The organism is Cetobacterium sp. 2G large, assembly GCF_014250655.1.
GTDB lineage: Bacteria > Fusobacteriota > Fusobacteriia > Fusobacteriales > Fusobacteriaceae > Cetobacterium_A > Cetobacterium_A somerae.
Genome location: NZ_JACHTH010000005.1, coordinates 608,759 through 634,473, shown reverse-complemented (window position 1 = coordinate 634,473; position 25,715 = coordinate 608,759). Strand labels below are relative to the sequence as shown.

Below are 25,715 nucleotides of genomic sequence, written 5' to 3'. Positions count from 1 at the left end.
TTGTTCATTGTTTTTGGAGTTATGCAAATAACTCCTTTTCTATTTTTTGTAAAAAAAGTAGATACTTTTCTTGTATCTACTTTTTTATTTTTTAGATTTTAATTTTTTCTTCTTTATTTTCTAAAGAATGGTATATATCATGATCTAATTTTCCTTCACTTTTTGAAACATATACCGCTACAGCACTATCTCCTACAACATTAAGTGATGTTAATAACATCTCTAATGGTCTATTTATTCCTAAAATTATTGCATAAGCTGATACCGCAATTTCATTACTATATCCCATTCCTGTTAAAATAGTAAATAGAATTATAGCTCCACTACCTGGTGCTGCCGGTGTTCCAATTGATGCTAACAACGCTAATAATGATATTGTTGCTAAATTAAATACTGTAATTTCATAACCTGCTACTCCTGCGATAAAAAGAGTGGCTAAAACTTGCATTATTGCAGTTCCATTCATATTTACAGTCATTCCCATTGGTAATACAAATGACGTCGTTGTTTCATCCACTCCCAATTTTTCAATTGTTGTTTTAGTATTCAATGGTAATGATGCCGCTGATGATGATGTTGAAAAAGCGAACATTGCAACATTAGATATTTTTTTCATAAAATGAATTGGATTTAATCCTGTTGAAATCCATATGATAAATGAATAACCTAATATAAGGAATACAATTAAAGTTATAGCTGTTAAAACAAAATATATGCTAGCAATTTGTAAATATCCTATTCCATAAATTGCAAATGTTCTCATTAATAATGAAAATATGGCTATTGGAGCAAATTTATTTATTATAAATGTTAAGAATATCTGTGATATTTTATTCAACTCTAATATTCCTTTTTTTACAACTGAATTTTCATCATTCATAGTATTTAAAACTAATCCTACAGAAATTCCTAAAAATACTGCCACTAAAACATTTCCATTATTTGATAATCCCGCTATTATATTTTGTGGAATAGCTTTTATTATTATTAATAATGGATTTGATGATGTTGCTCCTCCAGCTCCAGAAACTTTATTTATTGCTACTGAAAATAAATTAGCCTTATAAGCTATCATTCCTACTATCGATGCATATAGAAGAGCTAACACAGAACTTAATCCAAATCCCAAGAAAGTTTTATAAGATATTCTTTTTAAACTTTTTGAATCTTGAATGCTTGTTACAGCAATAATTATTGATGTAAATACCATTGGTATAATAACTAATTGTAACGCATTTATAAATAATTGCCCTATTATATAGAAAATTCCAAAAGATTTAGCTCCCTCTGTTTTTGTTATATCTTGGAACAAAATTGAGTTTATCGTATTCCAAACACTTTCTTTTCCTTGAGCAATTAAATTTTCTCTTAAAAAAAGAAATGCAACTCCCATAGTAACACCTAAAACTAAAGCATAAAATATTTTTTTTGTTAAATTATTTTTTTTCATTTTCACTCTCCTATTTTTTCTAAAAAAAATAGGAATAGCAACTATATAATATAGTTACCATTCCTATTTATAAATATATAATAATTAAAAGAAAAGAACAAAGAATTAAAAAATGAAAAAAATGAAAATGATGTAATTTTTCTTTTCTTTTTTAGCCTTTTTCTTAACATTGTTCCCTCCTATTTTTTTACACTTTTGTTATTTTAGCATATTTTTTATTTCTTAGCAACTCTTTTTATTTTAAAAGGAAATTTATTTTTTTTAAGAATTAAATACTATAGAGGTGATTTTATGGAAGAACATTACAAAGGATTTTTAGCACAAGTTATGTACACTTTTACAAACGAAGAGTTTTTAGTAAATTTAACCAATAGTCTTATCATATTTCTTTTTAGATTTGCTATTGCTTTATTATTTTTTATAATTGGACGGAAATTTTTCAAGAGTTTTTTATCTAAATATTATCAAACCCATGCTTTTAAAGCTATTGATTCATCTTTTAGAACTTTTTTATCTTCAATTATTGATACTGGTTCAATAGTTATACTCCTTATTATTTCATTACTTATAATGGGATTTCAACATACATCCCTAATAGCTTTTCTAGGTAGTATCGGAATAGGTGTAGGATTAGCCTTAAAAGATAATCTTTCCAACTTTGTTGGAGGGTTAATAATTTTAATTTTTAAAACCTACTCTGTTGATGATGAAGTAGAAGTTATTGGTAACTATGGTCTTATTTCATCTATTGATGTTTTTTCTACTACAATTACTACTTTTAGTGGTGATATCGTAACTATTCCAAATGGAAACGTTATAAATAATCAAGTTATTAATTATTCAAAGACACCAAATCGAAGAATGAAAATTGTAATTTCTGTAGCTTATGAAACAAATATTGATCAAGTTTTTCAAGTTTTAAATGATTTGATAAAAAATAATAAAAATATTTTAAAAAATCCTGCCCCTTTTATAAATATAGAAAAATACAATAATAGTTCAATTGATATAGCATTAAAAGTTTGGACTAAAAATGAGGTTTATTGGGATACATACTTTGATATCTTAAAAAATATCAAACCTTCACTTGATTCAGTTAATATTGTTATTCCATTTCCACAAATGGATATTCATATTAAGCATCAAAACCTTTATAATAATAAAAGCAGCTAAATCATTTTAGCTGCTTTTATTATTATATTATACATAGTTACTTCTCTCTAAATAATTTGTATCATTACCATATACAAATAAAACTGATCCATTTTTTATCATATCTATAGCTTTTTTAGAAATATCTCTTGGTAATGCTGGACACCCTAAACTTCTTCCTAATCTTCCTTGAGATTTAGCAACTTTAGGATTTGCATAATCTGCTCCATGAATTACTATATATCTATCTTTTGCCTTATCATTTATACCTTTTTCTAAACCATTTAGAACTAACGAATATCCATTTCCACCCATGTATGTATTCTCAGTTAAAAAAAATCCTAAAGAACTTTTATTTGAACTAACTTTATTTGAAAATGAAGTTGCTATGTTTCCACCACTGTTTTTACCATGAGATACATGTGAATATACAAGTAGTTCTTTCTTATCCATATCAATTACAAAAAATCTCTTTTCTGTTGATGGCTTTGAATAGTCTATTATTGTTAATAACTCTTTTTTTCTTCCATCAATTTTGTTATACCCGTTTAAAGCTGTTTTGAAAACATCATAATTTAATTTTCCATTTAATCCAATCTCTTCATATAATCTTTTTTCATTATCTTCTAACACTACTTTTGATGATTTTAACTCTGTTTTTGTAGGATTCTTTAATGTAAAACCAAATGATGTTGTTGATATTGAACCTAAAATAAGAGCTAACATTAAATACTTTTTCCCTAACACAAAAACCTCCACTTAATACTTTTTTTCCTAATAAAACCCATTTTATTCTATCATTTTACATAAAAAAAGTCAAGAATTTCACATTCTTGACTCTATTTATGTCCTTTATTCAATTACTATAACTAATCCTTTATTTGTCTCTGCCCATTCATAAACATACTTAGCATGAGAAGTCGCATTTCTAACACACATATGAGATCTTGGAGTTGTTCCTAAAGTTGGACTGTATTCAATCATCTCCGTTCTTGGTAAATTAACTGGAACTCCATGAATATATCCTCCTCCTGAAAATCTACTTGCATATGGTGCATAACCGTCAATCTCTGTATGACTACCATCTTTTAAATATTCCATTTTATACTTTTTCCCTTGAACTACAAATACACCTAAAGGTGTTGGTAATTGATATGGTGGTCTGTCCAATCCAGTAGATGCTGGATTCATACTTCTTACTTTCCAAACCTCTCCAACTTTTTCTAAAGTTGCTATGTTCTGATTTTTCCTATCTACAACTACTACTCTTGGAAAGTTATTTGCTTGTATCTCTTTTACATATCTAGCTGGAACTATCCATTCTCCATCTATATCCTCAACTTTAACTTTATAATTTTCTAAATCTCTTGATGAAATAGAGATTAAAGAACCATCTGGAGCATATCTTTCTGGTCTATCCATTTGTCCCTCTATATATAGTGGTATTCCTTGACTTCTTCTATTCCCAAATTTATCTTTTACTGAAGGTCTTGATCCATCACTATATTTTTCCATAGCTATTTGTCTTGCTACTGGTGGTAACCCATTTATATTTTTGTAATTTTTTAACGTTCCAAATCTAATATTTTCTCCTTGAAAACTATCTAATCGATCTAAATATCTAGATATTTTATCCCATTGAAATTCTCTTGTAATTTTACCATATTTATAAGTATCTTTTAAAGTATACTTATTATAAGTCAAATCCTTTTCAATTGTTGCTGCACTAGATATTAAAAAGCTAAAAATAGAAAACATTCCTAAAAGTAAATATCTAAATTTATTTTTCATAACATACCCCTCTAATCAATTTTTATGAAACTATATACTAGATATACTTTGAAATTTTCTTTTTTCCTACTTCATAAACATAAAAGAGTACAGGAATTAAAATTAGTGTTAATAATGTTGAGAAAATTAATCCAAATATAACTGCTATGGCCATTCCCTTATACATTTCACTACCTTGCCCTATTCCTAAAGATAAAGGAACCATTCCAAACACTGTTGTCATTGTTGTCATGAAAATTGGTCTTAATCTTGTTTTTCCTGCTTCTAGTATAGCCTGATCTAAAGGTAACTCTCTTTCTAAAAGAATCTTTATATAATCTATTAAAACTATTGCGTTATTTACAACTATTCCTGCTAGCATAATGATTCCAACAAAAACCATCGTATTTGTTTTTTGTCCCGTTACTAATAATCCACTATAGACACCTATTATTGACAACGGAACAGTTCCCATTACTATTATTGGAAGTATATATGATTCAAATTGAGCAGCTAATATAAAGTAAACTAAAAACATTGCAACCATAAATGCAAACTTTAGTTGTTCATTTACTTCTGCCATATTTCTTCCACTTCCACCAAAAGAATATGTTATTGTTTTTGGTAGTCCTACCTCATCTAAAATCTCTTTTATATACTTTTGACCTGTTACTAAATCTAAACCATTAGAAGTATTCGCGTCAATAGTTACCATTGTAATTTTATCCTCTTTATCAATTCCATATGCTCCTTCACCAATTTCAAAAGTAGCTATATCTTTTAATTTTACAACTCCACCATTTTGAGATTTTATTCTCATCTCCTTTATTTTTTCAGGTGAATTTCTAAACTCTTCAGCAAGTCTTAAACTTACATCTACTTCTTCATTTGCTGTTTTTATCTTTATTGGAGCTCCACCTAAGATTTGATAACTTACTGAAAGTGTTAAATCATTAACTTTAACTCCATAATACTCCATTTTTTTTCTATCTAAAAGTATTCTCACTTCTGGATTTCCATTAACCATAGAGTTATTTATATCTGTAAATCCTGGATTTGCTGCCATTTTTTCTGAAATTACTTTTGAAACATAACCTAATTGATTTAGATCATCAGATTTTAAAATTAAAGTTATATCTCTTCCTGTTCCTCTTCCAAAAGCCATTCTAGGAACTAAATTTAATTTTACATCTGGAATATGTGATATCTTTTTTCTTGTCTCTCCCATTATTTGTTGCACTTTTTTATCTCTATCACTTTTAGGTCCTATATCTACAATTATTGATACTGCTTCTTTCCCTACTGAAGATATAAATTTTTTTGTTTGAGAATCCTTTTCTACAATAGATTCCAACTCTTTTGCTACTCTATTAGCTTTTTCAATCTCCATCCCACTTGGAAGTTCAGCTATAATACTATATATTCCATCATCAGTTGTTGGCATAAACTCTCCGCCAATATTTCTAGCTCCATATCCTACAACTCCTATAAACAAAGCTACCATACTTATAATAACTATCGCTTTATGTTTTAAAGAATTTGATAATATCTTTGAATAATATTTTTTTATATACTTTAAAACTCTTCCTTCTTCATGTACTGTATTTTTAGATTTTAAAATTCTACTTGATACCATTGGTACAAAAGTTATAGCTATTATCAACGATGCTAATAAAGAAAATGTTATTGAATATGCCATATCTTTATAAATCTCTTTCGCTCTTCCCTCTCTTATAACTATAGGAATAAACACAGCGATTGTTGTTGCTGTTGAAGCTATTATTGGAATAATAACTTCTGTAGCTCCATTTTCCGATGCTTCCATTCTATCTTGTCCTAGCTCAGTTAAATGTCTAAAGATATTATCTAAAACAACTATTGAGTTATCTACTAACATTCCCACTCCTAAAGATAATCCCATTAAAGATATTATATTTAATGTCATTCCTTTAGCTCCAAAGAATCCAAATGTTGCAATTATTGAAACTGGTATAGCCACTGTTACAACTAACGTTGCTCTCCAGTCTCTTAAAAAAATAAATAGTATTATTCCAGCTAATACAAGACCTGTTATAGCATTATTTTCAACTGTATTTATAGATCTCGTTATATCCACAGCTGAATCTCTATTTATAGTAAAAGATGCTCCTTTAGGCAAAAGTGGCTCCATTTTTTTTAACTCATCTTTTGCTACCTTAGATATTTCAACTGTATTTCCAACGTCACTTTTCTCTATATTTATTATTATATTTTCAATTCCATCAGTTCTACCATAACTACTTCTATCTTTTATTCCTAAATTAACATCTGCTATATCTGTTAAATATAGGGTATCTCCATTTGAATTTTTTAAAACTATTTCTTGAATATCTTCTAAAGTTTTAGCTTCCCCTGATACTTTTACCAAGTATTCTTTATCACCTTCTCGTATATATCCAGATGGGAAGTTTAAACTAGCACTTTTTAATGTACTATACAAATCCGTAACTGTAAGATTATATGCCTCTAATTTCTCTGGATCAATATTTATACTTATCTCCTTTTCTAATCCACCAAAAACACTTACGGTTCCAACACCCTCTATTCTTTCTAACCTTGGTATAACAACGTTATCTGCAAAACTTTTTAAGTTTATTAGATCCTCTCCTCTTAATCCAATAAGCATTACTCTATCTCCAGAAGATGATGTTTTTCTTATAACTGGTTCATCAATATCATCTGGTAAACTATTTCTTATTCTACTAACAGCTGTTACTAAATCATTAACTTTATTATCTATAATAACACCGTATTCAAATTCAACTGTTAGTGCTGATTTTCCCATAGTTGATTTAGTTGTAATTCTTTTTATTCCTTCCACACTTGTTAAACCTTTTTCAATTTCTTTTGTAACTAACTTCTCCATATCATCTGGAGAGGCGCCTTTCCAACTTACTCTAATTGCAGCCATTGGCATATTATAATTTGGCATAAGTTGTGTTTTTAAGTTAACTAATGTTAATATTCCTAGTATAACCATTGATATTATTATCATCATAGTGACAACAGGACGTTTTATTGAAAATTGTGCTATATTCATCTGTTCCCCCTAATTTAAAATATTAACTTTATCTCTATCTTCTAATAAAAATTGTCCCTCTGTCACAAGTTTCATATTTGAATAAAGTTCATCACTTATAATCTCTTGTTTTTCATTATTTGAATATCCTCTTTCTACCTTTATCCTCTTAGCCTCTCCGTTTTCTACTACGAAGATATATGAATATAGTTCCTTTATAACAATCGCATTTTTAGGAACTAGGTATCCTCTTTTGCTTCCTGTTTCAACTAAAACCTTAGAGTACATTCCTTTTTTTATTTTTCCCTCTGGATTTTCAATTTCTACTTTTATCTGATATTTTTTATTATCTTTATTTGCTACGGGATTTATTTCATATACATTACCAAAATAGTTATTTTCAATTCCTTCCAAATCTATTTCTGCTTTATTACCAACAGATAATTCACTTATTTCATGGACTGATACTCCAGTTTTTACAAGCATTTTACTATCATCAACAACTGTTACCAAATCACTATTTGGTGTTATTTTTTCATAAAGCTTTAAATTTAAATCTGTAATAACTCCATTTAATTTTGCTTTGACAATTAAATCTTCATAATCTTTCTTAGCAGCCAAATAAGTCGCTTCTGAGTTTTTCAAAGCACTTTCTCCTTGAAGAAAATTAGTTTTCTTCACTAAATACTCCTCTTCAGATATAAGTTGTTTTTCATAAAGTTGCTTAAATTTTTCATAATTTTTTTTCTTTATTTCAAAATCTGCCTTATTAGAGATATATGTTGCTTGAGCTTTTAAATAAGCTGATTGCACTTCTTGATCCTCTAAAACTAATATAATTTGACCTTTTTTTACTTTATCTCCATTTTTAAAATTTATCCTTTTTACAGTTCCACCTGTTTTAGTTACAACTTTAACTTCATTTAAAGGTTCTGTTACTCCACTTGATATATTTAGACGTATTATTGATTCTGGTTTTATTTCAGATATTTTAATATTTTTTCCTAAAATTTCTTTTGATTTCTGTTTGCCATTATTACTACCACATCCAAATAATATTAATGATATTGATATTATCAGTAACTTTTTTATCACTTTTTTCCTCCAACTATTATTATTTTGTATATAAAACTATTTTATCATATTTGATATTTATTTGCATCGCTTATATTTAATTAATATTATACTATATTTTTAAAAAAATATATTTACTTTTATCAACCAAATATAACTTTTTTTATGTTGTTATGTTATAATAATAAACATACAATTAGGAGGTACTTTTTATGAAACATATAAATCTTTTAATCAAACCGTCATCAAGCCTTTGCAATATAAATTGTGATTACTGTTTTTATAGTGATGTTGCATTTAATAGAGCTCATCCAAGTTTTGGTTTTATGAATATAGAAACCTTAGAAAAGCTAGTAAAAGAAAGTTTCTTCACTGCAAAGACTTCTATTACATTTTCTTTTCAAGGTGGAGAACCTACTTTAATAGGAATTGAATTTTATAAAGCATTTCATAGTTTTATAAAAAAATATAATACAAATAATATTTCTGTTAACTTTGCTATTCAAACTAATGGAATCTTGTTAAATAAAGAATGGGCCAATTTATTTAAACAAGAGAAATATTTAGTTGGTATTTCTTTAGATGGACATAAAGAAATACATAATTTTTTTAGAAAAGATAGACTAGGAACTGGAACTTTTAGTCAAACTTTTAAAAATATTAAGCTATTACAAAAGAATAATATCGATTTTAATATTCTTTGTGTAGTTAATAAAAAAACTGTTGAAAATTTAAAAGACATCTATCTTTTTTTTAAAAACTCTAAGTTTAAATACCTACAATTTATTCCTTGTTTAGATAAACTTGATAATTCTACTGGAGATTATTCTTTAACAGAACAAGAATATGGATTTTTCTTAGATGAACTTTTTAATTTGTGGAGTAATGATTTAAAAAACAAAAAATATACTAGCATTCGTTTTTTTGATAATTTATTAGCCATTATTTTAAATAATCAAGCTGAATCTTGCGATATGAACGGACATTGCAGTGTTAATACTGTAGTTGAAAGTAATGGTAATATCTATCCTTGCGATTTTTATGTTTTAGATGAGCTTCTATTAGGAAATATTCATTCTACCTCTTTAAAAGAGATTCTTACTTCTGAAAAAGCTTATAATTTCGTTAAGAGTTCATTAAAGTTTGATTCAGAGTGTAAAACTTGTAATTATTTCAATCTTTGTAAAAGTGGATGTAGAAGACATAAAAATTTTCAAGATGGAACTTATAAAAATAGATTTTGTAATTCATTTAAGTATTTTTATTCTAAAAATATAAAACAACTTTTAGAGATTGCTCATTCATTTTAATATTTCTAACTAAATTGAGAAGGAGTTTATATGAAAAAATATAAAAAATTTGAAAAAATTTTATTTTTATTTTTTATTCTTACTAATATTTTAATTATATCTTTAGTTTATAAAAAAGAAGAAAAAAATTATAACAAATACTTAATAAGTCAAATTGAAGAAAAAAAAAGAATATTTCAATTAAAAACTGATTTGTTATATTCTTCTATTTTAGATTTAAAAAATGAAAATACTTTTTTAGAGTATGAGTCTAATCCAACACCATATAATCTTCTAAAAGTTTTTAAAACTTTAAAAATTAAAAATACTTTTTTTAGTAAATTTGGTTATAAAATTTCCTTTGGAAATAGTGATTCTAATATTTTTATTACTCCTGAAGAAACTGTAAATAAAAATGATTTTTTTACTACTTTAAAGTTTCAATTAAATTCAAAGGATAATCTTCAAATAACTGATGATGAGTCTACAATGTATCTTCTCAATTTTCCATCAAAACTTGAAACTTTACAAAAAAGTTTATGGTTAATTACTATTGATAAAAGTATCTTTTTTTCTGATATTAAAACAAAAGATATTGGGCAATGGGCAATCGAAAAAAATAATAATTTTTATTCAATTATGCCATCTCTTGAAAAACTTAAAATATCAAATAAAAAAAATTTATATATTTTCAAAGATAATGCTTTTGACTTTAATTTAATTTTTCAACAAAAAAAACATAATCTATTTCCAAATATTTTTTTTGATATTCTTAAAATATTAATTTTAACTACAGCTATATTTATTTGTATTCTTAAAATATTTAATTTTTTTCAAAATCCCATTATTTATATCAATCAGCGAAAAAATCTTAAGGATTATATTCTAGGAATTAAATCTGTTAAAGATATTGATAGTTTTACTGAAAAATTTGAAAACTTAAAATTCCCACTACGATTGGTTTTAATTGAACTTTTTGACTCTGATACTCCTGAACTTTATACGGATACTTTACCTATTGTTAAAGATTATCTAATAACCTCTTTAAATAACTCTTCTCAATATGAATATGTTGACATTGATTATAAAAGTATTCTTTTTATAGTTTCAGAAGAAGCATTAATAGACATTGACGATGGATTTTCATTTTTATTAGAACATGTTCAAAAGAAATATAATTTAAAATTAACAGCTTCTGTATCCAATGAAATTTTCTATCTAGATACACTTCCTAAAGAATATATAAAATGCAAACGAATTTTAAATTTTAAATTTTTATATAGCAGTTATTTTGTTATTTTAGAATCATTTACAAATAAAAATAATCCAAGCTTCTTCTATTCTATCGATATTGAAAATAAGCTAGCAAATAGACTTTTAAATGGTAATTTTTTAGGATGTAAAAAAATAATCGACGAAATTTTCGAAGATATCGATTCTAATTTAGACAAAAATAAAGTTAACGACTTCTCCTTACTTTTATGCAATACTTTAGGAAGAGTTACTTCTCAATTAGGTGAGTTCGATATAAATAACAAAATAGATATTCATATAAAAGAAACTAGTATTCCAAATTTAAAAAATACATTTTTAAAATTTTGTAAAGAAATTTGTGACCTAAAACAAGTAGAAGAGAATTCTACTAATATTGAAATTAAAAATAAGATTCAACAGTATTTAGAAGATAACTATTCTAATGATTTCTCTCTTGAAGATTTATCTGAATATTTAGGTTTCTCTTTTAGATATACAAGTTTACTCTTTAAAAAAAATATGGGTGACAATTTTAAAAATTATCTTAATCTTTTTAGAATAAATAAATCTAAAGAAATTATCCAAAATAATAAAAATATTAAAATTAAAGAAGTTGCTGAGTTAGTTGGATATAATAGTTCTAATACTTTCATTAGAATATTTAAAAAATATGAAGGAATCTCTCCTGCTAGATTTTTCTTAGAAAATATAACTGATAACTAAAATAGAAAAGGAGATAATAATATCTCCTTTTTTACTTATTTTCCTTAAGACTGAACTCTATCATATGCTCTTTGGTTTATTTCTATAAGTTCTTTTAAACCTAATTTATTAACTCTCTCTACAAATTTTTCATAAGATTTATCAAAATCTTCTGCACCTAATACCCATTTCTGACTCATCTCATCTAAAGCCATTGATATTTGTGAGTTAATTTTTTGCACTTTCTTTGCCTCTTCTGGAGTATATTTAAAAAGTGGAACTTGATCCATTATATAACCATTTGTCATATACATTTCAGACCATTCAGTTGCTTTTGGATCTCCCCAAGCTTTTTCATATTCATAATCTTGACGCGCTCCTATTTTAAATTGTAATCCATTATCTCTTAACACTTGTAATGCATTTTTTCCTGGAGCTTTCATTACTTTATCTGTATAATATTTTTTTCCATTTTCGTCCTTTGCGAAAGTATCTCCTTCAACTCCCCAGTTATAAAGTTCATACCCTTTATCTGAGAACCAATAGTCCATATATTTAATTATTGTTACTGGATCTTTAGCACTTGCAGAAATTCCCCATCCACCTAAAGATGTTGTTCTTGCATCTGGAGCATAACTCTTCCCTTTATATTTAGGCGGTGCAATTGCTATAAATTCAAATTTTTCATTTTGTTTTTTTAATTCTTCATCATTATTATATCCTGTTGTACTTGCAAACCAATCAAATGTTACTCCTCCAATATCATTACGTAACATATAATCTCTTCCACTAAATCCTCTTGTATAAATTTCCGGGTCTATAAGTCCCTCTTTATACCATTTAATTACTTCAGGCATAGCATCTTTAAATCTTTCTTGAGTGGGACCATATTTTACTATACCATTATCCATATAAAATCCATATTCAGCTCCGAATAATCCGACCAACTCTTTTGTTGCAAATTCAATAGTTCTATCAAAATATGGAATTTCGTCTGCTTTTCCATTTCCATTTGGATCTTGCTCTTTAAAAGCTTTTAAAACTTTATAAAAATCATCCATATTTTCTGGAACTTCTAATCCTAACTTATCTAACCAATCTTTTCTTATGAATAATCCTTGTGATGCTTTCATCGCATACCAATCATAATAACATGGTATATAATATATTTTTCCATCTGCAGCTACTGCATCCATTTTATATCTTGGATATTTTTCAAAAAAGGCTTTTATATTTGGAGCATGCTTATCTATTAATTCATTTAAAGGTACCATACCTCCTGCCATACCTAAATTTTCAATTTTATCTGGATATGCATACGATATAATGTCTGGTAAATTACCTGAAGAAACTGCTAAATTAAAAGCTTGAACTTCATCAGTTAAATTTTTAGATGTTGCACTTTCTAATTTTATATTTGTATCTTTGAACGCTTCTTTAAATACTAGCCAATTCTCATCAAAAACTTTTCCATTTTGAATTGCTAAAATTGACAATGTCACTGGTTTTTCAGATATTTTATAATTTTTATTTTTTTCATTAACATCGCTGGAAAAGCTTTTTAATCCTAATAAGGCTAATGATAAAACCAACATAGATTTTCTTCTATACATATTTTAAACCTCCCAAAAATCTTTCTTATTTTTAGTATACCTCTTTGTATTTTTATTTTTCAATGGTTGTTTTTCTAACTATATGCTTTTTTCCTGTTTTGAATATACTATTTTTTAATATTGAAAACTGAATATTTACTTTTTTTATAACTAAATGTATTATTAATTATATAAAAGAATTATTACTTATTAAAACGAAAAAATTCTTTTAAAATACTATAATAATAGTAATTTTTACTTGTAGTTAAATATTCAATTGAAAAAGTAAAATTATTTAATTAACTGGGAGGAACTATGAAAAATAAACTATTCAAAGAGAATAGTAAAAAAATAATTGAAACTTGTGATTTGCTTTGCAAAAATACATTTATTTTTAATCATAAGTGGGATATGGAAGTTTGTAAAATTCCATATACTTTTTCTGAAGAAATTATTTGGAATAAAATTCCTTTTGAAGATCCCGAGTGGACATTTATGTTAAATCGTCATAAATTTTGGGTTTATCTTGCTAAAGCTTACGCTTTAACCTCTGAAGAAAAATACTTTGATACTTTTATCTCACAAGTTAACTCATGGATTGATACTGTAGATGTTTTCAAAGATGAGTATTTCAATTGTTCTAGAACTATCGAAATAGGAATTCGGTGTTTAAACTGGATAAAAGCTATTAAAATTTTTAAAAATAGTTCTTGTAATTTAAACTTTATTGAAAATAAAATGATTGAATCTCTTCTATATCAATGTGAACTTCTAATTAAAACTTATGATGATTTTAGAACTCTTAGTAATTGGGGAGTTATGCAAAACTGTGGATTAATATCTCTGGCTTTAAATTATCAAGAACAACACTCTATTTTAAGCCAATACTTAACTATTGCATTAGAACGTTTGGAATATCAATGTAAAATTCAAATCTTACCTGATGGAGTCCATTGGGAACAATCTCCTATGTATCACAATGAGGTTTTAAATTGTCTTCTTGATATTGCTTTTGATTTTGAAAAATTAAATTTAGATACACCTAGTTTTATTCTATCTAGTATAAGAAAACTAGCTTATAGTAATGCTTATATGAAGAAACCAAATCATAACCAACCTATGCAAGGAGATAGTGACGAAACAGATTTAAGGGACATTATTACTCGATCTGCCTATATTTTAAAAGATCAAAATTTAAAATACTTTGGCTATAACTTTGTAGACTTTGAATCTATTTGGGATATTGGAGATTCAAATATTTCTAAATATGAAGAACTACCAACTAAAAAGCCTAATTTTACTTCAATCGCTCTAAAAGAAAGTGGAAATTTTTATCTAAGAGATTCTTTTGAAGATAATAGTAATTATCTTTGGTTTAGATGCGGAGCCCTTGGTAGTGGACATGGACATGGAGAACACTTACACTTTGATTTAGTCTCTAATGGAGAAGATTTTATAAGTGACCCTGGAAGATTTACTTATGTTGAAGGTAATAAAGACCGAGAATTCTTAAAAAGTTGTTTTGCACACAATACTACTATCGTTGACAATCTTCCATTTAGTAAATTTAATGGAGCATGGGGTATTGTTGAATCTGCTTTAACTTTAAATACACACCACTCTTTTAATACAACCTTTGATTTTGTAGAAGGTGGACACCTAGGATATGTCTCTTTAGAATCTCCTGTTGTTACTAATCGAAAAATTTTATATTTAAAAAATGATTTGTGGATTATTATTGATGAATTTTTAACTGAAGGTGCTCACGAATATTCTCAAATTTTTAATTTTTATCCAGATAAAAAACCTACAGTTGATGGCCTAAAAGCTTTTATTAAAGGAGAAAATAGTAATCTTTTCATGTATTGGATTGATAAAAATTTAAACTTAAATTTAAAAAATAGTATTTTTTCTACTGAATATAATAAAATAAACTCTAATTTTCAATTGGTTAGTTCTATAAAAAGTAACAAAAGTAAAACACTGTTTACTATAATATCTTCTAAAGAACTTAGTATCCAAGAAGCTTCGATTTTAAGAGGAGATGGATCTTTTGTTCCTTCTTATGAGGCCCAAGCAATTGAGATTACTTTAACTCCAAATAATAAAATTATTGTTTTTAACTCAATGATTGATATAAACAATCAGAAAAAAAGCTATTTAATTGATAATATCTTACTTTATGGAAAAACTGGATTTATTAAAAAGTATAACGATACCATATCTTTTGAAATTATTAAATATTAAAAAAGTATCCCTTAGAATAAATCTAAGGGATACTTTTTTATATTTTTTCTACTTTTACTTTATTGAATAATTTCTTAACAACATCTAGATCAATATTTCCTGTTTCATCCATCATTGCATTAGATATTCCACAAGCCATTGCTAACTTTAATGTTTCCTCTAGTGATTTATTTTCATTTAAACCATATGCAAATCCCGCAATTGTCGAATCACCACTCCCTACAGGATTTTTTATATTTACCTTAGGTATGCTTACTCTATAAATATCATTTTTCTCATCAATAAAGATAGCCCCATCTTTCCCTAAAGAAACCAATAGATTTTTGCATCCTCTATTTTTTATCTCTTTAGCACCTTCTAAAAGTTCTGAAAAAGTTAATAGTTCCCTTCCTAACATTCCTTCTAGCTCTTCTTTATTAGGTTTTATAAGATATGGATTACCTTCAATGCCTTTTAATAAAAATTTACCACTTGTATCAAGTATCACCTTTTTATTATTAGCTATCTCACATAAAACTTTATAGATATCATCTTGAACTCCTTGAGGAGCGCTTCCACTAATACATATTGTTTCAAATCTATCAAAATTATTTTTAAAAAACTCTAAAAATTTATCAATATAATTTGTTGAAACTTTTTCTCCTGGTTCTAATATTTCAGTTTGTGTCCCTTTTCCTAATATAGCAATACAACTTCTTGTTTCTGCATCTGTTTTTATAAATTTATCTTTGATTCCTATACTTTCTATTTTACTACTTATCCAATCACCACTATTCCCACCTAAAAAACCACTTGCTTCAACATTTTCTCCAAGTAATCTTAAAACTCTTGAAACATTCAATCCTTTTCCACCAGCTGTTTTAGATGCTTTTCCTCTAAAAATACTATTTATTTCAAAATTATCTATTTCATATCTTATGTCAATTGCAGGATTTAAAGTTATTGTTAATATCATAATTATCCTCTATTATCACTTTTACACATAATTATCTTATCTACAACAACCTTTTTCATAGCTTCTTTTGCTGGAATTAAATATTTTCTCGGATCGCTTTCATTTGGATTTTTTAAGAAAAATTCTTTTAAACTCTCTGCGAATGGTATTTTTAATTCTGTTGCAATATTAACTTTACAAATTCCATCTTCTATTGTTGTCCTAACTGAGTCAAAAGGTACTCCTGATGCTCCATGTAAAACTAATGGTATATCCACTAATTTTTTTATCTCTTTTAATCTATCATAATCTAATTTTGGTTCATTTTTATATAATCCATGAGCTGTTCCTATAGCTACCGCTAGTGAATTTACCCCAGTTCTTTCAACAAACTCTTTAGCTAATTTAGGATCTGTATATGAAGACTGTGATTCATCAACTATTAAATCATCCTCTTGCCCTACTAATTTTCCTAATTCTGCCTCTACACTTACATCATATCTATGAGCAAAATCTACAACTTCTTTTACTATTTTTATATTCTCTTCAAAGGGATGATGTGATGCATCAATCATAACTGACTTACATCCTAATAAAATAGCTTCTTTTATACTATTTACATCTTCATGATGATCTAAATGAAACGCTATTGGTATATCATACTTTTCACTTGCTGTCTCTATCATTTTTATCAGATACTCAATACCTGCATATTTAACTGTACTTGGTGTTGCTGCTAATATAACTGGTGATTTTAACTCGTTTGCTGTATCTACCACCACCTGAATTGTCTCTAAATTATGAATATTAAAAGCTGGTACTGCATACCCTCCTTTTTGTGCATCTAATAACATTTGGTTTGTTGAAACTAACATTGTGATTCCCCCTTATAATCGTATATTATAACACCTTGTACAACTCTGTTTACTTCTCCTGTTGGACACGGATTATCTGGATTTATTCCAAAACTTTTTGATTTATAAAATGCAAATAATTGAGCAAAATATATATAACTAAACATATTGAATACATCTTCTGCATTGTTGTCATCATTATTAAATGTATAGTAGTAATGTGAATTTTTTCTGGCTTCATCTGAATTTTTCATATCTAAAGTTACTAAAACTTTCTTTTTATTTTCACCATACATCTCTTTTAATAAATCTAATTCATATTTTCTTGTATAATCATTATTTGAAAGTAACGTAATAATCATTGTTGTGTCATTTATAATCGACTTTGGTCCATGTCTAAATCCTAGCGGTGAATTATAATGTAAACTCATATGACCTGCTGTTAACTCTAAACATTTCAATGCTGCCTCTTCTGCTACACCTTTTAAACATGAACTTCCTAAATATACAATTCTTGATATATCTAAAGTTATTAACGAATCAATCAACAACTTCATATCCTCATCTTTTATTTTTTCTATTTGTTTTTTCATTACATCTTCTATTTTTTCTAGTGATTCTAAATTAAATATTAAAAGTCCTGTTAAAGACATACAAGTGAAACTACTTGTCATTGCAAATCCCTTATCATTAGACTCCTCTGGCATTAAAAGAACAAGTGCTTTTTTATCATCTTTTTTATTTATTGCTAATTTTCCATCTTTATTACAAGTTATTAAAATATGACAAACATCATCTATTATCTCATCTGCTAGCTTAACCGTTGCTACACTTTCTGGACTATTACCTGAACGAGCACATGAAATTAATATTACTTTTTCATCTTTTTTTAAATAGTTTTCTGGGTTAGAAACGATATCTGTTGTAGCTATTGAAAGAACATTTCCCCCTAAAGCTGGAGTTATACTATTTCCTACAAACTCTGAAGTTCCTGCACCTGTAAAAATAATCTTTCTATTTTTAAAATCATTTTTATCTAAAAATGATTTGATTTCTTCTTTTTTTTCTTTCACTAAATTTATTGTTTCTAACCATAATCTTTTTTGTTGCTCAATCTCTTTTAATGTATAAAAATCTTTCATTTATTTATTCTCCTCCCATAATTTTAATGCATAAAGTGCTGATCCATAAACTGGTGTGTATTTTGGTTCAAGTATTACTGCATCAATTTTATTATTTTTTAAATAAATTTTTAAATTATCAAAAATATATTTTGAAGCTTTAAATACACCACCTACGTATGAAACCTTTATAGGCTTCTCAATGAAATCTATTTTTTCAGATATAGCTTTTATCATAAGTCCAATCTCTATTGATGCTTCTTTAAATATCTCTATACAGTGTGGATCATTTTTTTCTGCTGCTTTATAAACTACCATTGATAATTGAGCTATTTTTCCCCTATCAAGAGAATATTGATTATAAATTAAATCTATCAAATCAAAATCTTCTTTTAAATTTAATTCTTCTCTCATAGTAGTATATAAAGCTGTTTTAGGATATCTTCCATCTGCTTGTTTTGTAAATATTTCAATTCCTTTTTTAGCAATCCAGTAAGCCGACCCTTCATCACCACATGCATGTCCCCAACCGCTTGTTCTTGCTTCTTCCCCTAGTTCATTTATTCCATATCCAATAGCTCCTGTTCCAGCTATGATATTAATCCCAGGGTTACATTCCAACGATCCAGCCCAACCAGCTTTCATATCATTTCCTAATTGAAACTTTATCCCTCTCCAAGATTTTTTGGCAACATCTTCAATTATTTTTTGATCCTCTTTTATCTCTCCATACCCTGGAATACCTGCAAATATATAACCTATATCATCTTTAGTTATATTTAACTTTTCTAAAACTTCCTCTAGTATAGATATCAACAATTCTTCTAATCCATTAAAACCAATTTGTAAATAATGACCAGTTCCTTTTTGAAAACTTAAAACCTCATTTTTATCTTCATCTATAACTGAAACAGCTGTTTTTGTTCCACCGCTATCTATTCCTATAAAAAATTTCATTATGTACCACCCCAATATTTTTTTACTGGTACATACCAGTTAAAATGATTATAGTTAATTTTTTTTATTTTGTCAATTATTTTTATGAAAAAAGTCTTAGAAAATTTCTAAGACTTTTTAATACTATATTCCATCTTCAATTTGAAAATTATCATTTAGCTCTTGTTTTTGAAACATAACTAAAGATTCTTTCCCATGATTGATTATATCACCTACTGCTTTTTCAAGACTTTCTTCATCTCTATATTCTATTGCTGCTAAAATTGTAGGAATATTTATGCCACCTAGTACATATATATTTTTCATATTTTGAGATAAAGTTACCGCTGTTGAAAACGGAGTTCCACCTGCTAAATCTGTCAAAAAAAGAGTTTCTCTATCTTCATTTTTTAAAATAGATTCTCTATACTTCTCCTCCAACTCTATAGTTCCCATTCCATTGTTAAAATTTACATAATCTATATTTTCCTGTTTACCTATAATATATTCTAATGTTTTTTCAATAGCAGAAGCAAACTCTCCATGTCCACTCACAATAATTTTAAACATACTCATCTCCCTGTAATTTTTTAAAGTATTCCTATCAAACTTCCTATTATTCCAATAGCTAATGTTAACATAATCAATGTTATTGGTGTTTTCTTTTTCTTTAATAAATAAAACATAAGAAGAGTATACAGTAAAGGCAACATATTTGGCATTATTTTATCAATTACATCTGTTTGAATATTTACTGTTGTACTACCCATTTCTATAACATACGGTATGTTTAATCTAACAAAAGAAGCTATCAATCCACCTACAACTGTTAAACCTAATATTAACGAACCTTTTGTTACATACTCTGTATCTCCTTGTAATTTTTCTATAGCCTCTACTCCCATTTTATAAGAATAATGCATTAAGAAAAATCTTAAGAAAATATGAACCGAATTAAATATCAATAGAAAAATAATAGGTCCTGCTATACTTCCTTCCAAAGATAATGAAACTCCTATACTCGCAGCTATTGGCAATAATGTAAACCAAAATAAAGCATCTCCTATTCCACCTAAAGGTCCCATTAGTGCAATTTTAATTCCCCGTATAGCCTCTTGACTCTCTTTATTTTCTTCCATTGCTGTTACAATTCCCTGTACAAAAGTTACCAGAAATGGGTGAACATTGAAAAACTCCATATGTAATTTCATTGATCTAGATAAATCCTCTTTATTTTTATGAATTTTTTTCAATGCTGGTATCATGCTATATAACCATCCACATGCTTGCATTCTTTCATAGTTAAATGATGCTTGTAATAAAAATGATCTCCAAACCATATGATTTAAATCTTTTTTTGTTATAACTTTTTCTTGACTACTATCTACATATCCATTATTATTATATTCCATCGCTATAATCCTCCTCTGTAGAAGATGTTAAAGATAATCCCTTAATTTTATCAACACTTTTACTCTTCTGATAATCATATATAGCTATTATGAATCCTATTGCTGCAATGGCTATTACTGGTAAATTTAAATATGTTGCTAGTATAAACCCTAATACAAAGAATATTATATATTCTTTTTTAAACATTATATTTAATAAAAGAGCAAATCCTATTGCTGGCATCATTCCACCAGCTACTCCAAATCCTTTAATTAACCACGGTGGTAATAAAGAAACTATTCCTTGAGCTGCTTCTGCTCCTATTGATATTGGTAAAAATACTACTGTAAAGTAAAAAATAAATAAAATCCCCATTCCTAAATAGTTTATTCTCTCTATTCCTTTTGTATCACAACTTTCTGCATACTTATCTGCCTTATGCATAACTGGAGAAAAAAATGTAAATAATAGCGTTATACATGCTTGAACTGCTACTGCAAAAGGAATTGCAATCCCCACAGCAACAGTAGGATCTTGCTTGGCCATAATTGCAAATGCTGATCCAATTATTCCTCCTACAACTACATTTGGTGGTTGAGCTCCACCAACAGGAACAGCTCCCATCCAAACTAGTTCTAATGTTGCTCCTGCAATTAATCCCATTTTCATATCACCTAAAATCAACCCCACTATTAATCCACTTACTAATGGTCTATGAATATGTGATAGTCCATCAAATAAATCTATTCCAGCTAATCCCGCATAAATGGCAACTAAAAAAGCTTTTAATAACATCTACACCCCTCCTATTTTATCAATTCTAGAATATTTTCCTTTCCTTCTGTTGGAACTCTTTGAATTTCCAATTCAATACCTAATTCTGATAATTTTTTGAATGTTGATATATCATTTTCATCTACACAAACAGCTTTAGATATTTGTTTTTTTCCCTCAGCCATATGCATATTTCCAATATTTACTTTTTTTATTGGCACTCCCCCTTCAACTAACTTTAATACATCTTGAGGTGTTTCAGCTATTATTGCTATAAGCTGCCTCGGTGCAGCTTTATGGATAATATCTATAGTCTTTTGAATAGAAAAATATCTCGTTTGAGCTCCTTTCGGTGCAGCTAAATTCATTAGACTTTGTCTCGTAGAATTTTGTGCTACATCATCATTTGGAACTAATAATAAATTAGCTCCTGAATGTTGTGCCCACGCAGTTGCAACTTGACCATGAATCAATCTGTTATCAATTCTCACTAAAACAATATTTGGTTCCGGCATAAAAACACCCCTCTTTTTTATTTTTTGTACGTACCACTTTTATTGGTACGAGTATACCTCATTTTTTTTCATTGTCAATAATGGATTCTACTTTTATTTTTTTATTTTTTCATATATCTCTCTACCCTATATTTTATAAAAAAAATTTCAAAAATATTTTTTTCAAGACAAATTCTTATAACTTTGATATAATTTGAAAAAATTAAACTTTATTAGGGAGGTACTATAGTGATTGATAAATCTTCTACAACACCACTTTATTTACAGCTAGTTGAAATCATTTTAGAACAAATAAAATCTGGTACATACAATGAAGGCGAAAAAATTCCTTCTGAAAGGGAGTTATCAGAAACTTTTAATATTAGTCGAGCTACTGTTCGACAAGCTTTATCTGAACTTGAGAAACAAAAAGATATTTATAAAATACATGGAAAAGGAAATTTCGTATCAACTCACAAAATAAATCAAGATTTGAATGGTTTTTATTCCTTCAGTGATGAAATGATTAAATTAGGTAAAATTCCTGGAAATAAAATTCTAAATCTAATTTTAAAAGAAGCTGGAAATGTCATAGCTGCAAAACTAAACATACATCCTAATGATAAAATTTTTATTTTAAATAGAGTTCGTTTGGCTGATAATGAGGCCCTTATGTATGAGACAACATACTTACCTCAATGGAGATTTGAGGAAATTTTAGAAAGTGATATTGAATTAAACGGACTGTATAATCTCATGAAAAATAAACATAATGTTTCTATCTCATATGCTGAAGAAACTTTTTCACCTTGTATTTTAAATGAAAATGATAGTTTATTTTTAAACGCAGTTCCTGGTGATTGTGGTATGATTCTCGAAAGATATACATTTGAAAAAAATAGTATTATTGAATATACAAAATCAATAGTTAAAGGAAATAGTTTTAAATATAAGGTTCGTCTAAATAATTTTATTTAAAATATATTTTTACTTCTTCAAGGATTTATATGTTTTTACTTGTAAAACCATTATATTTTAGTCTTAATTCTATGGTTTTTTAAGGAGGATATTAAATGAAGAATAAAAATATATACACTGTAGCCTCTATTGTTGGTATGGCTGGATTTATATTTGTATATGATTCTGCTAATTTGGGAGGATCTGTTAAATATATTCAACCATATTTTAAATTAGGTCCTAGTCAAGTCGGAATTCTTGTTGCCATATCTCTTATTGGAAACTTTTTCGGAAGTTTACTTGCAGGATATTTTAGTGATAAAATCGGACGGAAACTAACAATGATTTATGGAGTTATCGTTGGAATAATTGGTCTTTTATTTGCCTCACTCGCCCCATTTATTACTATTTTTTATATTGGAAGAATTGTTTTTGGTTTTTCTATTGGATTAATATTTGTTGCAGCTCCAATGTATATTACAGAAGTCGCACCTGCTCCTAAAAGAGGTCGAGCAGGCTCTATTCGTCAACTGCTTTTAGCTTTTGGATTAATATTAGGCTATACTATTGGATTTATATTTAACTATCATTTTTCTTTAGAATGGAATATTAAATTTGGATGGAGAGTTCTAATTTTTATTGAAATTGCGTTATTAATTATTATGCTATTTAGCATGCTCACTCTTGTTGAAAGTCCTCGTTGGCTTATAATTAAAGGTCGAGTTGAAGAAGCGAAAGAAAGCTTGGAAGCTTTTATTAATTCGAAAGAACGGGTAAATATAGTTTTTTCAGAAATGCTTACCAATAACTCTCCAGAAATATCTGGAAAAAAAATAAAAATTCGTGGTGGTCTTGTTTATGCTTTAACTCTTTGTATTATTTTCCCAATATTTAGACAACTTTCTGGAGTAAATGCTATCACATATTATGCTCAAAAAATATTTGCAACCATTTCTAGTGACACTCCTAGTTTGGCTTATTTTCAAAGTATATTTATTGGTGTTTCAGAATTATTAGGTGCTATTTTTGTAGTTACATTTGCCGATAAAATGGGTCGAAAAATCCTTTTACTTATTGGTGCAGCAGGAATGTTTTTTTCGGAAGCGTTTATTGCTTATTCTTTATATGAAACGCAAATTGGATTAGATTTATCTTATTTTATATATATTTATAATTTTTTCTTTACTATATCTGCTGGTGCTATGCTTACTGTTTATATATCTGAAGTTCTTCCAACTGTTATTAGATCAAAAGGAAGCTCTCTTACTGGTATGATAAATTGGATTGCTGATGCAGCAATCATTTACTCTTTTCCTCTTTTAAATGCCAATATATATTTAACAGAAAAATTTCATGGATCAATTTCATTTATCATTTTTTCTGTCTCTATGTTAATATTTTTTATTATAATTTTATTTCTTCCCGAAACAAAAGATAAAACACTTGAAGAGATTGCAGATTATTGGAAAACAAAAGGTGATTGGGAATAAAAATGGGCTAATTAGCCCATTTTTATTTATTTTAAAATTTGATCTTTATCTTTTGAATCATATTCTATAACTCTTCCTAAAGAGTCCCCAGGCTCACTAAAAGGATAATCTTTTACACTTGCTACTACTCCATCATTCGGTGCTTCATAATTTTTTAAAACTTTTCCAAAAGCATCATATTGAGTAAATAAAATATCTCCTTTTTTTACTTTATCCATTACATTAACTTTTGTTTCTACAAACCCACCTTTTTCAGCTCGAATACGACTCCATGAATTTCCATAAAATGTCTCTGTCTCCGGTGTTATTTTTTTTCCACTTAAATTATCCCAATAAATAAGATTATTTATGACTCCATTTGTTGCTCTTTCTACTATTAAAGCTTCTTGTGTTTCTGAAGATCCCAATTCAAAAGTAATACTTGGAATTCCCAACTCTACAAATGATGTTTCCACAGAACCCTTTTCCCCATTATCCATTTTTACAATATCTGCTCTTGTTAATTCTGCCATCTTTTTAATATCTGGATTTCTAAAGTCAGCATAAACAAATAATGGGAATTTACTTCCTTTTCCACTTGTGTGTAAATCAATTACTTTATCTGCATTTTTTGATAATAAATTATTCCAAAGTAATGTTGAATATTTTTGGTCTGATGTTGCTGTCTTTCCCGAATCCATTTGTCTATTCAAATCTGATGTGCTTTCAGAACCTCCTCCAAATATATAACCTCTATTATTATTTAACAATCCAGGTATATTCATTCCATGAACTATTGTTATTGTTCCCTTCAAATCTTGTGGTTTTAATTTCTCTTTTATCTTATAAGTAGTTAAAATCGGATTTAATTCATTTCCATGAACACCTGAATTAATTAAAAATTTCTTACCTGATTTTTCTCCTTTAATTACTGTAACTGGAATATACCATGGATTTCCTAAACTATTCTCTGTTCCTTCAAAGAAAAATTCATATGTTTTTCCATCCTCTAAATCCTCTACATCTAAGTTTGTTATTACATCTTTCCCAAGATATTTTCCTCCAGTATACTCAGTTTTAGCAAGTACTAGTGTAGTTAATGATAAAAAAGTTAATAAAAAAGTTTTTGACATTTATATCCTCCCAAATTTTAATGTCTACCCCAAAAGAAAAAGACATACCAAAATTGGTATGCC

At 27.5% G+C, this 25,715-nt stretch carries 21 protein-coding genes; 6 read left to right on the top strand and 15 right to left on the bottom strand.

The features are described 5' to 3' along the window. Positions 1 to 91: 91 nt before the first annotated feature. Positions 92 to 1,450, bottom strand: a complete 1,359-nt coding sequence (locus H5J23_RS05845; protein ID WP_023052200.1) for a dicarboxylate/amino acid:cation symporter — start codon at positions 1,448 to 1,450, stop codon at positions 92 to 94. Positions 1,451 to 1,741: 291 nt separating this feature from the next. Between H5J23_RS05845 and H5J23_RS05840 the strand changes: the two genes are divergently transcribed. Then, a complete protein-coding gene (locus tag H5J23_RS05840) occupies positions 1,742 to 2,623 on the top strand; it encodes a mechanosensitive ion channel family protein (protein ID WP_185891291.1) in 882 nt (293 codons plus the stop codon). A gap of 27 nt (positions 2,624 to 2,650) precedes the next feature. Here H5J23_RS05840 and H5J23_RS05835 read toward each other — a convergent pair whose 3' ends face one another. The 4 genes from H5J23_RS05835 to H5J23_RS05820 all read right to left on the bottom strand — a co-directional run bounded on the left by H5J23_RS05835 (position 2,651) and on the right by H5J23_RS05820 (position 8,525). Next, on the bottom strand, positions 2,651 to 3,349 hold the full coding sequence (locus tag H5J23_RS05835; RefSeq protein ID WP_245576448.1) for a murein L,D-transpeptidase catalytic domain family protein: 699 nt from the start codon (positions 3,347 to 3,349) through the stop codon (positions 2,651 to 2,653). A 105-nt stretch (positions 3,350 to 3,454) separates the two neighbouring features. After that, positions 3,455 to 4,393 carry a L,D-transpeptidase gene (locus H5J23_RS05830; RefSeq protein WP_023052204.1) on the bottom strand — a complete coding sequence of 313 codons (939 nt, stop codon included), beginning with the start codon at positions 4,391 to 4,393 and terminating at the stop codon, positions 3,455 to 3,457. Positions 4,394 to 4,430: 37 nt separating this feature from the next. Next, positions 4,431 to 7,451 (bottom strand): efflux RND transporter permease subunit, encoded by a 3,021-nt coding sequence (locus H5J23_RS05825; RefSeq protein WP_185891289.1) that lies wholly within the window; start codon positions 7,449 to 7,451, stop codon positions 4,431 to 4,433. 9 nt (positions 7,452 to 7,460) lie between these two features. Next, a complete protein-coding gene (locus tag H5J23_RS05820) occupies positions 7,461 to 8,525 on the bottom strand; it encodes an efflux RND transporter periplasmic adaptor subunit (RefSeq protein ID WP_023052207.1) in 1,065 nt (354 codons plus the stop codon). 191 nt (positions 8,526 to 8,716) lie between these two features. On the opposite strand from H5J23_RS05820, the gene H5J23_RS05815 reads away from it, so the two are divergent. Both H5J23_RS05815 and H5J23_RS05810 read left to right on the top strand, forming a co-directional pair. Beyond that, positions 8,717 to 9,814 carry an anaerobic sulfatase maturase gene (locus tag H5J23_RS05815; RefSeq protein ID WP_023052208.1) on the top strand — a complete coding sequence of 366 codons (1,098 nt, stop codon included), beginning with the start codon at positions 8,717 to 8,719 and terminating at the stop codon, positions 9,812 to 9,814. 30 nt (positions 9,815 to 9,844) lie between these two features. Further along, on the top strand, positions 9,845 to 11,770 hold the full coding sequence (locus H5J23_RS05810) for a helix-turn-helix transcriptional regulator (RefSeq protein WP_185891287.1): 1,926 nt from the start codon (positions 9,845 to 9,847) through the stop codon (positions 11,768 to 11,770). Between the two features lie 44 nt (positions 11,771 to 11,814). Here the strand turns inward: H5J23_RS05810 and H5J23_RS05805 are convergent, their stop codons facing one another. Further along, entirely contained in the window at positions 11,815 to 13,362 is a 1,548-nt protein-coding gene (locus H5J23_RS05805) for an extracellular solute-binding protein (protein WP_185891286.1), read from the bottom strand. A 294-nt stretch (positions 13,363 to 13,656) separates the two neighbouring features. Between H5J23_RS05805 and H5J23_RS05800 the strand changes: the two genes are divergently transcribed. Further along, the gene (locus tag H5J23_RS05800; protein WP_185891284.1) at positions 13,657 to 15,588 is read left to right on the top strand and encodes an alginate lyase family protein; all 1,932 of its coding nucleotides are present in this window, start codon (positions 13,657 to 13,659) and stop codon (positions 15,586 to 15,588) included. Positions 15,589 to 15,625: 37 nt separating this feature from the next. Here H5J23_RS05800 and H5J23_RS05795 read toward each other — a convergent pair whose 3' ends face one another. From H5J23_RS05795 to agaV, 8 genes are all read right to left on the bottom strand, one after another. Then, the gene (locus H5J23_RS05795) at positions 15,626 to 16,543 is read right to left on the bottom strand and encodes a 1-phosphofructokinase family hexose kinase (RefSeq protein ID WP_185891282.1); all 918 of its coding nucleotides are present in this window, start codon (positions 16,541 to 16,543) and stop codon (positions 15,626 to 15,628) included. A gap of 2 nt (positions 16,544 to 16,545) precedes the next feature. Then, a complete protein-coding gene (locus H5J23_RS05790; RefSeq protein WP_023049861.1) occupies positions 16,546 to 17,397 on the bottom strand; it encodes a tagatose bisphosphate family class II aldolase in 852 nt (283 codons plus the stop codon). Next, the gene (locus tag H5J23_RS05785; protein ID WP_023049860.1) at positions 17,391 to 18,518 is read right to left on the bottom strand and encodes an SIS domain-containing protein; all 1,128 of its coding nucleotides are present in this window, start codon (positions 18,516 to 18,518) and stop codon (positions 17,391 to 17,393) included. The genes H5J23_RS05790 and H5J23_RS05785 overlap by 7 nt, the downstream gene beginning before the upstream one ends. Next, positions 18,519 to 19,454, bottom strand: coding sequence for an N-acetylglucosamine kinase (locus tag H5J23_RS05780; protein ID WP_185891280.1), 936 nt, complete (start codon positions 19,452 to 19,454; stop codon positions 18,519 to 18,521). Between the two features lie 123 nt (positions 19,455 to 19,577). Further along, on the bottom strand, positions 19,578 to 20,003 hold the full coding sequence (locus H5J23_RS05775; RefSeq protein ID WP_185891278.1) for a PTS sugar transporter subunit IIA: 426 nt from the start codon (positions 20,001 to 20,003) through the stop codon (positions 19,578 to 19,580). 20 nt (positions 20,004 to 20,023) lie between these two features. Continuing rightward, entirely contained in the window at positions 20,024 to 20,845 is an 822-nt protein-coding gene (locus tag H5J23_RS05770) for a PTS system mannose/fructose/sorbose family transporter subunit IID (RefSeq protein ID WP_185891276.1), read from the bottom strand. Beyond that, complete coding sequence (agaW, locus tag H5J23_RS05765) at positions 20,835 to 21,620, bottom strand: PTS N-acetylgalactosamine transporter subunit IIC (protein WP_023049856.1); 786 nt, start codon at positions 21,618 to 21,620, stop codon at positions 20,835 to 20,837. The genes H5J23_RS05770 and agaW overlap by 11 nt, the downstream gene beginning before the upstream one ends. Positions 21,621 to 21,631: 11 nt before the next feature. Next, positions 21,632 to 22,114 carry a PTS N-acetylgalactosamine transporter subunit IIB gene (gene agaV / locus H5J23_RS05760; protein ID WP_185891275.1) on the bottom strand — a complete coding sequence of 161 codons (483 nt, stop codon included), beginning with the start codon at positions 22,112 to 22,114 and terminating at the stop codon, positions 21,632 to 21,634. A gap of 228 nt (positions 22,115 to 22,342) precedes the next feature. On the opposite strand from agaV, the gene H5J23_RS14325 reads away from it, so the two are divergent. Both H5J23_RS14325 and H5J23_RS05750 read left to right on the top strand, forming a co-directional pair. Continuing rightward, positions 22,343 to 23,071: a GntR family transcriptional regulator gene (locus H5J23_RS14325; protein ID WP_185891273.1), complete on the top strand. Its 729-nt coding sequence runs from the start codon at positions 22,343 to 22,345 to the stop codon at positions 23,069 to 23,071. Between the two features lie 95 nt (positions 23,072 to 23,166). Then, a complete protein-coding gene (locus tag H5J23_RS05750) occupies positions 23,167 to 24,540 on the top strand; it encodes a sugar porter family MFS transporter (RefSeq protein ID WP_185891271.1) in 1,374 nt (457 codons plus the stop codon). 26 nt (positions 24,541 to 24,566) lie between these two features. On the opposite strand, the gene H5J23_RS05745 is transcribed toward H5J23_RS05750, so the two are convergent. Next, complete coding sequence (locus H5J23_RS05745; RefSeq protein WP_185891269.1) at positions 24,567 to 25,652, bottom strand: succinylglutamate desuccinylase/aspartoacylase family protein; 1,086 nt, start codon at positions 25,650 to 25,652, stop codon at positions 24,567 to 24,569. Between the last annotated feature and the right edge of the window lie 63 nt (positions 25,653 to 25,715).